The organism is Maribacter litoralis (assembly GCF_003075045.1).
In the GTDB taxonomy this organism is placed as follows: domain Bacteria; phylum Bacteroidota; class Bacteroidia; order Flavobacteriales; family Flavobacteriaceae; genus Maribacter; species Maribacter litoralis.
Genome location: NZ_QCZD01000003.1, coordinates 216,478 through 229,231 on the forward strand (window position 1 = coordinate 216,478; position 12,754 = coordinate 229,231).

The 12,754-nt window shown below is 36.0% G+C and carries 12 protein-coding genes and 1 tRNA gene; 5 read left to right on the forward strand and 8 right to left on the reverse strand.

Annotated features, from left to right (window positions below; genetic code table 11):
• Window positions 1-5: 5 nt before the first annotated feature.
• From DCS95_RS12440 to DCS95_RS12470, 7 genes are all read right to left on the reverse strand, one after another.
• A complete protein-coding gene (locus tag DCS95_RS12440) occupies window positions 6-2,123 on the reverse strand; it encodes a peptidylprolyl isomerase (RefSeq protein ID WP_116771118.1) in 2,118 nt (705 codons plus the stop codon).
• 110 nt (window positions 2,124-2,233) lie between these two features.
• Complete coding sequence (locus DCS95_RS12445) at window positions 2,234-3,460, reverse strand: hemolysin family protein (RefSeq protein ID WP_425269163.1); 1,227 nt, start codon at window positions 3,458-3,460, stop codon at window positions 2,234-2,236.
• A gap of 59 nt (window positions 3,461-3,519) precedes the next feature.
• Window positions 3,520-3,726: a hypothetical protein gene (locus DCS95_RS12450; protein ID WP_058105041.1), complete on the reverse strand. Its 207-nt coding sequence runs from the start codon at window positions 3,724-3,726 to the stop codon at window positions 3,520-3,522.
• Window positions 3,719-4,345, reverse strand: coding sequence for an LPS export ABC transporter periplasmic protein LptC (lptC, locus tag DCS95_RS12455; RefSeq protein ID WP_116771120.1), 627 nt, complete (start codon window positions 4,343-4,345; stop codon window positions 3,719-3,721). Before lptC ends, DCS95_RS12450 begins: the two co-directional genes overlap by 8 nt.
• Before the next feature lie 5 nt (window positions 4,346-4,350).
• Entirely contained in the window at window positions 4,351-5,724 is a 1,374-nt protein-coding gene (locus tag DCS95_RS12460) for a hypothetical protein (protein WP_164674190.1), read from the reverse strand.
• 39 nt (window positions 5,725-5,763) lie between these two features.
• Entirely contained in the window at window positions 5,764-7,050 is a 1,287-nt protein-coding gene (gene bamG / locus DCS95_RS12465; RefSeq protein ID WP_116771121.1) for a BamG family beta-barrel-assembly machinery protein, read from the reverse strand.
• Window positions 7,051-7,779 carry a type III pantothenate kinase gene (locus DCS95_RS12470; RefSeq protein ID WP_116771122.1) on the reverse strand — a complete coding sequence of 243 codons (729 nt, stop codon included), beginning with the start codon at window positions 7,777-7,779 and terminating at the stop codon, window positions 7,051-7,053.
• Window positions 7,780-7,880: 101 nt separating this feature from the next.
• Between DCS95_RS12470 and DCS95_RS12475 the strand changes: the two genes are divergently transcribed.
• Window positions 7,881-7,953, forward strand: a tRNA-Phe gene (locus DCS95_RS12475).
• Window positions 7,954-8,253: 300 nt separating this feature from the next.
• On the opposite strand, the gene DCS95_RS12480 is transcribed toward DCS95_RS12475, so the two are convergent.
• Window positions 8,254-9,837, reverse strand: coding sequence for a glycoside hydrolase family 32 protein (locus DCS95_RS12480; RefSeq protein WP_116771123.1), 1,584 nt, complete (start codon window positions 9,835-9,837; stop codon window positions 8,254-8,256).
• A gap of 55 nt (window positions 9,838-9,892) precedes the next feature.
• Between DCS95_RS12480 and DCS95_RS12485 the strand changes: the two genes are divergently transcribed.
• The 4 genes from DCS95_RS12485 to DCS95_RS12500 all read left to right on the forward strand — a co-directional run bounded on the left by DCS95_RS12485 (window position 9,893) and on the right by DCS95_RS12500 (window position 12,731).
• The gene (locus DCS95_RS12485; protein WP_116771124.1) at window positions 9,893-10,399 is read left to right on the forward strand and encodes a rhodanese-like domain-containing protein; all 507 of its coding nucleotides are present in this window, start codon (window positions 9,893-9,895) and stop codon (window positions 10,397-10,399) included.
• Window positions 10,400-10,498: 99 nt separating this feature from the next.
• Entirely contained in the window at window positions 10,499-11,170 is a 672-nt protein-coding gene (locus tag DCS95_RS12490; RefSeq protein ID WP_244178472.1) for a TIGR04282 family arsenosugar biosynthesis glycosyltransferase, read from the forward strand.
• Window positions 11,167-11,982 carry a purine-nucleoside phosphorylase gene (locus DCS95_RS12495; protein WP_116771125.1) on the forward strand — a complete coding sequence of 272 codons (816 nt, stop codon included), beginning with the start codon at window positions 11,167-11,169 and terminating at the stop codon, window positions 11,980-11,982. The genes DCS95_RS12490 and DCS95_RS12495 overlap by 4 nt, the downstream gene beginning before the upstream one ends.
• A 44-nt stretch (window positions 11,983-12,026) precedes the next feature.
• The gene (locus tag DCS95_RS12500) at window positions 12,027-12,731 is read left to right on the forward strand and encodes a TIGR04283 family arsenosugar biosynthesis glycosyltransferase (protein ID WP_116771126.1); all 705 of its coding nucleotides are present in this window, start codon (window positions 12,027-12,029) and stop codon (window positions 12,729-12,731) included.
• The last annotated feature ends 23 nt before the right edge of the window (window positions 12,732-12,754 follow it).

Below are 12,754 nucleotides of genomic sequence, written 5' to 3' on the forward strand. Positions count from 1 at the left end.
TACGTTTAGTAGAACGTAGCTCTCTTATCTTCAATTTCCGCACCTTCTTTCAATGCGTTATATACTGCTGAATTTACACGAGCTGCAGCTCCTGTTTTTAATGCGTTTGCATATACGCTATAGTTATCTAGCTTTGGAGCTTCAGTCTTCTTCACTATCTCAATTTTGAAAACCCCTGTATTACCTTCAATTAAACCAGAAGTTGCCCCTTCGGCCATACCGTATGCCGTACCAACTACTACCGGCTCGCTGCCAGCTCCTGGAATTGTTGGAGACTTCACAGTAAGTGCAGATGCATTAGAAATGCTTACTCCGTTATCAGAAGCAATAGCACTCATATCCTTACCTTTATTAGCGGCAATTATTTTAGCTGCCTTGCGCTCTTTTCTGATTTTAGGCAATACAAGTACAGAAGCATCTTCAGCACTCATTACACCCTCAGCATAAGAACCAGTTAATTGAACAACGGCATAACCATTATTGATGTTGAATCTTTTAATATCACCAACTTCAGTATCACTATTAAAAGCCCATTGAACTATATTTCTTTGATTCGGTAAACCAGGAAGGTTTTCATCCAAAGCTTTTATTTTGTTTACTGGACGTACCACATAGTTGTTTTCTTTTGCCAATGTTGAAAAAGCACTTTCGTCATCGGTAGTTTCCATTTCAAATTTAGTTGCATTGGTAAACAATGTATTTATTGTTTCATCCGATGCTACAATCTCTCTTGAAACAGTTGCTATTTGTACAACATCTTCCTTATCATCAATTTTAATTACGTGAAATCCAAAATCGGTTTCAACCATGCCAATCGACCCTTCTGAATTTCCAAAAGCGAAATCGTTAAACGCAGGCACCATAACCCCTTTTTGGAAGTAACCTAAATCTCCCCCGTTTGGAGCAGATGGACCGTCTGAGTTATCTCTAGCCAACGTAGAAAAAACAACACCAGATTTTTTTGCTTCTCTCAATAATTCTTTCGCTTTAGCTTCGGCTTCTTCTTTAGTTCTCGTAACTTCAGGATTGGCTCTAGTAGCACCTTCATATGCCAAAAGAATATGACTTGCCTTTACCGAACCGTTTGGCTTTCTAGCAATCATTTTTGAAATCTTGTAAGAATCACCGTCTTTATATGGTCCATAGATTTGACCAATGTTCAAGTTCATCAATGTATCTGCAACACTAGAAGGTAAATTTTTCTTGGCTTTGTAAATAGTATCAAACTTGGTATCTGAATATCTGTCTAAAAATGCCGCTACATCTTTAGTATTTCTAAATCCTCTAATTGTATCGTTACGATCTGTTTGCGAATTATACTCGATCGTATCGTCTAACAGTTTTGTAATTTCTTCTTTAATAGCCGCTTCATCAGCTTCAGAAGGTTTCTCTTGAAAAAACACATACTGTAAATCTCTAGCTGGATCTTGTTTGTATTCTTCTTTATGTTTGCTAACGTAATCTGCAATTTCACTTTTAGTTACTGTAATTGTACTATCTGGAATAGAAGTGTAAGGTACTCTTACATACTTAATATCCATTTTTTCGTTAGCCAATTTATAATCTAGCTCACCTTCTTTTAACGTAGCACCAACACCTGCTTTAACCAAATTAAAATAGGTCTGTTCTTTTGCCAATTGAACGATCTCAGCTTCCGTTTGCAACCAAGCTTCATATTGTGCAGGATTGTTCACTTTCCAATCTGCAACTGTTTGCTTGAACATATTAGCATCGAACTGCCCATTTTCATCTTGAAACTGAGGATTTTGAGCATATCCTGTAGTTCTTAAGAAATCTACGATCTGATCTTGCTCAATACCAATACCCAAATCTTCAAACTGCTCACCTAATATGGTCTTTCTTACCTTATTCTCCCAAACTTGGTTTACCACTTGCATTGAAGATGCCGTAGGACCAACTCTGTTTGTAGCTACTTCAACCTCTTGTCTGAATTCATCAATAGAAATATCTTCTCCATTAATTTCGGCCACGGACGAACCTACTTTTTCCCCTCCAAAATTGCTACTGGTAAATACCCCAGAAATAACAAATGCAAAAAGTGCCAAACCTATGATCAAGATCAACACTGTTGTACGTTTCCTAATATTTTCTAATACTGCCATTCTTATTAACGTTTAAAATAATCGTTTGTGGTTATTGGGTGGCAAAACTACCATTTTTAATTGAAATAATAAAAACTAAAAAGCCACCTAATTTATTGATTGATGCACTGTTATTCCTCTTCCAAAACTTCTATGGAAATCAAATCTATTTTTGTGTTGGAAACTTCCAGCACAGTAAACTTATATTGGTCTATGGTAAGCTCTACTTCTTTCTCTGGAATTTCCCCTAGGGTATGTACTAAAAGTCCTCCAAGTGTCTCATATTCATCTGATACCGGCAGGCTCAACTTATGATTTATATTAATATCATCAACTTCTAATCTTGCAGAAAAAAGATAATGGCGTTCATCTACCCTTTCTTCCCTTAAATCTGTGGTATCATGCTCATCTTCTATTTCCCCAAAAAGCTCCTCAACAATATCTTCAACGGTTACAATACCGCTTGTACCGCCATATTCATCTAAAACCACGGCAATACTTTTTCGCTTTTTGATCAACACATTCAATATATCTTGAATAAGCATTGTTTCTGGCACAAATTCAACCGGCAATAAAATACTTTTTATGGTCTTTGGTTTTTTAAACAGCTCATAAGAGTGCACATAACCAATAACATTATCAACAGTATCATTAAAAACCAATATTTTAGAATAGCCTGTTTCGGTAAATAATTTCGCCAAATTCTTAGGCGTTTCATGCATTTCTACAGCCACTATTTCGGTTCTTGGCACCATAACCTCACGAGCTTTAACAGCCGCGAACTCTAAGGCATTCTGAAAAATCTGAATTTCGGTATCGACCTCATCCTCTTCTTCTACCGTTTCCATTTGTTCTGTAATATAATCGCCTAATTCAAGCTTACTGAACGCCAATTGAACCTCATCACCAGAAGTGCCGAACACGTATTTTAATATAAAATCTGATATCCAAATAATAAAGTCCGATATAAACGAGAAAAGTATATAGAATAAAAATGCAGGTATGGCCAGTAACTTTAAAAGAGTATTGGCATAAATTTGAAAAAGTACCTTCGGCAAAAATTCTGCAGTTATTAAAATAACAAACGTAGAAATCACCGTTTGGGTCAACAAACTAAAATCTGTAATCAATAACTGTAAAATAGCGTTATCGGGCACTATCTCGGTAAACCAGTTCATGAGCAATTCACCCATGAAGAGTCCGTAAATCACCAATGCTATATTGTTTCCAATTAGCATAGTGGCTATAAATTTTGACGGCTTTTTAGTTAATCGCGTTAGTACAGTAGCTAAAAATCCCTCTTGTTTTTTCTCTATTTCTATATGAATTTTGTTCGCAGAAATAAAGGCAATTTCCATTCCTGAGAAAAACGCTGAAAAAATCAAGGATAGTATAATGATAATACCGGCTGTACCCACTATTTGTTTTGATTATCTCGCTTACGCTGTTCGAATTTCTTCCTATAGTTTCTTCTAAACAAGAACATTCCTATAGAAATTACGGCGAAAAATATAAAGAAATACGCCATACTTCTATCGGTATTCCAATCTGTTATAATTCTGTAGATCGAAAAGCCCGCGACTATAACATATAAATACTCTGTATATCTTAAAATATTAATCATTTTTTTCCTCTTTATCTTCTTCTTTATCTTCTTCTTTGATCAACATTAGACCATAGGTTTTTTGTGCATTCAAAAACTTAAGGTCTTTTTGCACGTCCATACCTTCACCGTCCATTACCGTGCCGTCCTCAGGATTTGTAAATGTAAATTTTTCTTGGGTAAAAGCCCATTCGTTACCCCGATCATAATACATCTGTGAGGTCGCCAATTTTTTACCGTCATCACCTTTGATCAACACATTACCACGCAAATCTACAATAGAAGTTTTAGAGTACAACACTCCAAAATCTGCCTCTATGGTTGTTTTTTCATTTTTTTCGTTGAAAATTTCTATCAATAGACCTTCTGGAAAAGTCTGATAGGGAAATGAAAGTTGTTCAAAATCATTTCTAAGGGGTCCGGACAATACGGACAATATCTTTGACGAACCAGTATCTTCAGATCCTAATTTTTCTGGGGTTTCTGTATATGTAAGCACAAAATCTTCAACTACACCTCTTGGGTAGATCTTTTTCACTGCCTCTTCACCAACCCTCTTATAATTATCTTGACAAGATAAAAAAAGCATTGCCATGGTACATACCACGGCAATGCCTCTAAAATTATAAATCTGTTTCATTTTTTCTATAAAGAAGGTACTTTCACGCTACCACCAACCCAACAGTTGAATGTAACAGTCTTACCGGCCATTCCTGAACTAAAGATCATCTCTTTAGTTGGTGCCTTTGCACTATAGCTGTTTGCAGCTTGACTAGCAGAACCACTTAAAGATGGATCTACTCTGCCAGCTTTTCTAGCCATATCAGCAGCTTTCCAGTAAATTGCTCTTTTCTCAAATGCAGAGGTACCACAGTTATTGGCACTAGTTGCATATAAGTTAGCAATTAAAAGATAAGCACGACCGTTTGAAGGGTTTGCGTCAATAGCCTTTTGAGCGTATTTACGTGCAGTAGACTTGCTACCTTTTCTTTTATTGATCACAGCTACTTTATAAGCGATCTTAGATTTTTTATCGTTATCAGTCTCTAAAGACAATGCCTTATCAAAATCAGCAAGTGCACCAGAACTGTCTCCGTTTTTCATTTTCAACGTACCACCATATACATAAGCATCAGCAGATGGATCCAAAGATAATTGAGCTTCAAATAACTTTTGGAACATTGGATCATCGGTACATTCTTTGTTGAACATAAGACCTACCGCTCTTTTTACCCAAACGATATCACCTTTTTTCTCCTCAAAACTCTTTTCGTATAAAGGAATAAGGTTACTACAATCTGCTAAAGGACCTAATTTAGAATCGATACTTCCTGCAATTTTACCGTAAGCTTCAGAATAAGAGTTATAAGCTTTTAAACGAGATTTTTCCTTTGAAGTTAACGTACCAGCCTCTTCTTTAGGTAAAAGTTTAGCAATTTTACCTGTAAGCTTTTCGTTTTCAGTTTCAATTTTCTCGGTTACCGCATCATATACATCAAAAACTTCTTGCAAATCTTTTCTACCTGCTTTATGCTCATCAACCAAACTAGAGAAATAGATGTATAAAGCTTTAGGGCTTGTAAAGTTTTCTTTATCTTGAGTAAAAGCTTCACTTAACATGCTGTACATTTTAGCATCATCTGCCATTTTATTATCGTACATCACCAATGCCTTATCTACCATAGTCTCACCTGGGCTAGTTTTAGACGAGAAATGTGTTAGCTTATTGTCATAAAGACCCATTAGGTCATTCGCGAATTTTTCTTTGTCAGCACCAGTAGCTTTTTTCATCTTATCCTTTAAGATACGCTCACCATATACATATATAGCATTATTTAACTGTGGACAAGTTTCATAAACCATTTTCCATGGCTCATAGGCCGCGTCATAATTTTTAACTTTTGCATGCTCGGAAAATATTGACAGGTTCGTCATACATTCAGGGTTTTGCGCCTGCGCATTGCTCACCCCCATCATCCCAAGGAACATAATTGCCGTGAAGTAAAGTTTCGATTTCATTTTTTCTCTTTTTAAAATGGTTAATGTACTAAATTTTTATTAATTGATTTTTCTTTTCTGGAACCAACGATCGTTCAATGAGAGACCTACATTAAATTTAAAGTAGCTTTCTTCAATAAGATCCGCCCTAGTTGTTCCCCTTCTACCAAACTCAAAACCTAAGTTAAGATTAGAGAAACTTCTGCCCAGAGGTAAGCCTAATCCAAAAGTTATGCCAAAGTTATTTATATCCACATCGTTCACCAACATGCCGGTCTTATCTAAACGTAGACCTGCACGGTAGGTAACCCTTTTAAAATAACTTGTAAATGAATCGTGATCTGGGGTTAAAAAGGCACCAAAAGCAAATGAACTTGCATCTTCATATACTATATTATCAGAGCCTAAAAATACATTTTCAAAAGAACTCATCTCTTGAAAACTATATTCTGCTCCCACAAACCATTTATAATCTTCACCGTAACCAATACCCAATGTAGTAGTGGTAGGTATTTTTAATTCTGTATTCTCTAAATTTTGGGAAGCCAAATCAACCTCTAACTCTTCTATAGTAACACCGCTGGATACAGAAAAAGAACCCAATTGCCTATCATTCTTAGAAACTAGATTCCCTTGCGTATTTACCCGAATAGAAGTATGTAGCCTTTGCCTACCCTTAATCAAAGGAGTATAATTAAGCGCGTAATTAAAATCAAAACCATTGACCCTTGATGAACGTCTGTCAAAAGTACCAAACTGAATATCTTCTATTTGTTGTAGCCTTTCACTATCGAGTGTACCAAAGTTAAAGTTAACCGTAGCCCCAATACTTAAATTATCTACAATTTCATAGCCAATGGAATAAAACGCACGTGTTAACCCACCTTCTCCTGTGTAAATATTTACCAAAGACCCACCAGTTTCGGTACGATCATCGACTAAATTATATCCTACAGAAGAATAAGGCATAATACCAAACCCCATACCCAAACCTTTACCTACACTAAAACCAAGTGCCAAGTAATCTAAGCTAGTAACCGAACTTTGCTCTTCCGCCGTAAAACTTTTAAGCGTATATTGTTTATTGGAGACCCCTGCAGTATAGGTTACCAGTCCTTCCCTATCCATAACCTCCAGACCTAACTTGCCAAAAGCAGCGGGATTTTTTAAGTTGATATGAATACTATCGGCATACACACCAATACCCCCCATCATTTGATTTTCTACCGTACTGTTATTTTTTAAATCTCCTATTCCGTAGAAAGAATAAGGAGAAACAGTACCATCTTGAGCGTACAAACCAATGGTGGTTATGTATACAATTGCAATTACAATTTTTCTGATCATTTAGTGCTTGTTGTATTCCAGCAAATAATTAAGCCCTTTCAGGAGAAATTTGGAATCCGCAAATATGGTATTTTTTAATCGTTTAGACAAAAATTGTGTGTCTCCACCGGTTAAAATAACTGTTAAATTTTTAAATCTTGCTTTGTAGAGATCAATGACACCGTCTATTTCAAGCGTAATTCCATTTACCGCTCCACTATGCATACAGTTTTCTGTTGTATTGCCAATGTAGTCTAAAAGCTCTTTTTTTTCGAGTAACGGTAATTTAGATGTTTGATAATGCATAGCATTATATCGCATTTGCAGGCCTGGAGAAATGGCACCGCCCAAATACTCATCAAAATCATTGAGCATATCATAGGTAATGCAGGTGCCCGTATCTATTATTAAATTATTTTGATGAGGATTATGATAATATGCAGCTGTGGCCAAAGCCAAACGATCTACACCCAAAGTCTGTGGAGAGGCATATGAATTCTTAAAAGGCACTTTTGACCTATAAGAGAGCTCGTGGAGATTACTAAAAAGAGCTAAAACCTTAATTTGCTCCTTAGAAAGCGACCCTACACTAGAAATTATTGAAAATTCTATTTTCGGAAATTCCTTGAATATTTTTTTGACAGCCTCAACGAACAAATCTACAACAACAGTCTCTAAATGAATTATTTCCGACTTTTTAAATATCGCTAACTTAACATTTGTATTACCTGCATCAACAATTAAATTCATGTTGCAAAGATTATAAATTAAAAAAACATTTCTCTTTTTTTACGATTTAGTTTGTAAATCATAAAATTGAAATTATATTTGCACCCGCTTACAGCAAGCATGGTGCCTTAGCTCAGTTGGTAGAGCAATGGACTGAAAATCCATGTGTCCCTGGTTCGATTCCTGGAGGCACCACAATAAATCCTTACTTAACGGTAAGGATTTTTTTGTTTTTATACCTACCTTTCATACCACGAAAATATAAAGCTTAGTTTATCTATAAATGAATACCGCAGTATATTTTGTCTTTAGGGCAAAAATTAAATGGATAGGAATCTTTCCGCTTATGATTTCAACAAATCAAAGCAGTACGCTAAAATTCAGTATAGCTTAAGTAAATCTTAACCGCACGCATCTTAGAAAAGGAATCTCCTCTAACTAGAATAAGTGGAACAACTTAAATTTATCTTGTTTAAGAGACCGATCTACATAAAACTAATCCCACATACGTTCAACTTTGTGTTCAGTGAAGTCCTCTATTATTAATTCACTTTCTGAGTTGTTCACAATGGTCAATGCCCTAAAAAAATCATTCGGAAATATCTGATTGGTCATTGCATACTGACCTTCATTTATGAAAAGCTCCAACGAAGAATGATCTAGAAGCAAGGCTATTTCTATGGGTCCCTGCGGTATATTCTTAATTTTCATCTGCTGAATTCCTGGAGAAAATTTATCACTAAACGATACCTTGCCCGATTTTCTTCGATCAAAAGTTACCAGTTTCTTTTCCCTATCGATATCAATACTTACGCTATCACCGTTTGTATTTTTAAAATACATTTGAGCATTTGGCACAGACAATGTAAACTGTATTTTACTTTGATTACCGTATTTAAGTGACATTATTCTTTTTCTAGAAGGTAAAATCTCTAAAACACTTTCTGGGTACGCCATAGCAACGTGTCTCTCAAAACTTTGCAGAGGATAATTGAACAACATTACCTCATCATCAATTTTACGCAAGGTCAACTCTCTTGGTACGGTCATGGCACTACGCCATTTTTCCGTGGGCGTATCAAGCGCATAGTTCCAATTGCTCATCCACCCAATAAAAACCCGTTCATTATTAGGGGCATCGTTATAAGTTACACCGGCATAATTATCTCGACCTAGATCTATCCATTTATGTTCTACCTGATCGGTCGTAAATGTGGTGCCGTCAAAATCACCAATAAAATACTGTGTACCACTACCGCCATTTGGAGCACCGGGGTTTATACTAATTAACAACACCCATTTAACCTCATCTGTACCTTCGACCTTTAATGGAAATAAATCTGGACATTCCCAAACTCCGCCATGAGCTCCTTGATCCTTACCAAATTTGCTTACTTTCTCCCATTCTTTTAAGTTAGTTGAATTCCATATTTGTAAATGATCACCTGCTACCAATAACATTGTCCAACTTTCTGCCTCATTGTTCCAAAATACCTTTGGATCCCTAAAATCTTTAAAACCAGGGTTGCCAATAATCGGGTTACCCTCATATTTTGTCCAACTATCCCCATTATCCAAGCTATAGGCAATGCCTTGGGTCTGATAATTTGTCGCTCCAGATCGCTCCCCTTCCATATCATGATATGTAAAAATTGCTACCATAGCCGTTTTATCTTCAGTTCCAAAACCAGAGGTATTGTTATGATCCACTACGGCACTACCCGAGAATATATAGCCGTGTTCATCAGGAAAAAGTGCAATGGGCTTATGTTCCCATTTCATCATATCTTTACTTACGGCATGCCCCCAATGCATAGGTCCCCAAACGGTACTATCCGGATAGTATTGATAGAACAAATGATATAAACTATCTTTATAAACAAGACCATTGGGATCGTTCATCCATTTTTCTTCCGGCGTAAAATGATACTGTGGCCTGTACGGCTCAATATAATACCCGGTTGGCTCTTCATCTTCTACGAACACTTCTTGTTTTACATTTTCTTTACAACTGAAATTAAACAGAATACATATTAAAATAAACACCTCTAAGCCTTTATTTTGTAAAGTTTTAACCATAAATTCACTTTTATACCGGCACTTCTTAAATTGTAATTATAGTACCTTTGTAGTAATGAAAATACTAAATTATAAGTTATTACTCTGTGTGTTTGGCTTGCTTTCTTTTTCTCAAAAAGGTACGGGACAAGACAAAATATCAAAAGCGCTTAGCTCTTGGAACCAGGGAACCATACCTTATGTGTATTTTGACAACCTACCTACCAACGATTCTATAGCTTTTTTAGACACCAGAGAAAAAGAAGAATTTGAGGTAAGCCACTTAAAAAATGCCATTTGGGTAGGATATAAGAAATTTAATGAGCAATTGGTTCTTGAAACATTACCCGATAAAACCCAACCGATTATTGTGTACTGCTCGATAGGGGTGCGTTCTGAGGATATCGGCGAAAAATTAAAAGACCTGGGATACACCAAAATTCTAAACCTTTACGGAGGAATTTTTGATTGGAAAAATAAAGGAGGGCAAGTTTTTAACGACAAAGAAATACAAACCGATAGCGTTCATGCTTTTAGTAAGCACTGGGGCAAGCTTTTACATGAAGGGATAAAGGTATACTAGTTAGGAGTTAGGAGTTAGGAGTTAGGAGTTAGGAGTTAGGAGTTAGGAGTTAGGAGTTAGGAGTTAGGAGTTAGGAAAAATTAAAAAATTACATTGGGAATACTACTGAACAATAAAGCGGAGCGAGACGAGAAGATTATAGATTTTACCCTCGCAAATTCAAAAAACCTTTTACTAATTTTTACAAGAAATCCGGAATTAGGGAAAGGTAAAAGGCGCTTAGCAGCCACTATTGGCGATCAAGCCACTTTTAATATTTATAAATTTTTACTAGACCATACCGTAACTATTACCAAAAATCTATATGCTGAAAAGCAAGTGTATTATTCGGAAGAAATTTGGGAAGATGATATTTGGGACAACAAGAAATTTGCAAAAAAACTACAATCAGGCGATGATCTTGGCGCACGTATGGCCAATGCCTTTCAAGAAGGGTTTCAAAACGAATATCAAAAAATTATTATCATCGGCAGTGATATGCTAGACTTATCTCAAGAAGATTTAGAAGCTGCATTTAAAGCCCTGGAAAAAAATGATTTTGTAATTGGACCAGCAGAAGATGGTGGCTATTACCTATTGGGAATGAAGAAATTTATGCCCGAACTTTTTAAAAATAAATCTTGGGGCACAGAAACCGTTTTAAAAGACACATTAGCTGACCTTGAAAATAAAACTACCGCCCTATTAGAAACAAAAAACGACGTTGATTATTACGAGGACATAAAGGATATTGATGCCTTTGCTCCTTTTTTAAAACATATGACATTATGATGAAAGAAGAACTTTTAGAATCTGTAGCTTACCTTAAAAACAAAGGTTTTGATAATCCAGAAATTGGTATTGTACTTGGTACGGGATTAGGAAAACTAGTAGATAGTATTGAAGATCCTATTGATGCGCATTACAATCATATTCCGTTTTTTCCTTTAGCAACGGTAGAATTCCATACCGGTAAATTGGTCTATGGAACCATTTCAGGGAAAAAAGTAGTGGTTATGCAGGGTCGTTTTCATCTGTATGAAGGATATGATTTTTTAGATATTACCTACCCTATACGTGTAATGCATATGCTAGGTATTACCAAATTATTTATATCAAATGCCGCCGGCGCGGTAAACCTTGACTTTAAAAAAGGGGATATGATGTTGATCGAAGACCATATAAACCTTCAAGGAGGATCTCCATTGGCTTTTAAGGGCGTAAGCGAATTTGGAGAACGTTTTGCAGACATGTCTGAGCCCTATGATGTTGACATGCGCAAAAAATTAATCGATATCGCCAAAGAAAATGACATTTCTTTAAAACAAGGGGTTTATGCTTCTGTAGTAGGTCCTCAATTAGAAACCAGGGCAGAATACAGAATGATTAAACTAATTGGTGCCGATGCAGTTGGTATGAGTACCGTACCCGAAGTTATAGTTGCCAATCATTTATCACTACCCATTGTTGCCGTTTCAGTTTTAACCGATGAGTGCGACCCAGACAACCTTAAGCCTGTAGATATTAATGAAATAATATCGATTGCAGAGAAAACCGAGCCTAAAATGGTAAAGTTGTTTAAAGAATTGATCAAGCAACTGTAAGGTATAACAGTATTTGACTACCATAAGTTAGCAAGTATTGTATTATGCGTACCCCACAGCCAACCATAAGTATTATTATTCCGGTATTAAATGAAGAAAAGTACATTAAAGATGTGCTTTTCTCCATTTCAAACAATGCATGTACCACTTGCATAAAAGAAATTTTAGTTGTTGATGGCGGCAGCACTGATCATACGGTAGTCAATGCTAAAGAATACGGCGCCATTGTCTTAAAAAGTAAAAAAGGGCGCGCAGCCCAAATGAACTTCGGTGCAACAAAAGCAACAGGTGATATTCTTTATTTTTTACACGTAGACACTTTACCTCCTAAAGGTTTTGACAAGGCCATTATTACAGAATTTAAAAAAGGGGTTGAAGTGGGGTGTTTTCAAATGCGCTTTAATAGCAATAGTCCATTTTTAAAGTTCTTTTCTTGGTGTACCCGTATCAACCACCATATTTGTCGCGGCGGAGATCAGTCACTTTTTATAACCCATAAACTATTTCACCAGCTTAATGGTTTCAATGAAAATTTTGTGATTTACGAAGACAATGAATTTATACAACGGGTATACAAACTAAAACCTTTTAAGGTTATTTCTGCAGCGGTAACCACCTCAGCAAGAAGATATGAAGAACGCGGTATGGTTAGGTTACAATGGCATTTTGGTATGATACATTTAAAATATCATTTAGGTGCCAAACCAGATCAGTTGTATAAATATTATTTAAGGTATATAGCCGTATAACTAATTGCCAAAGACAACTCTTT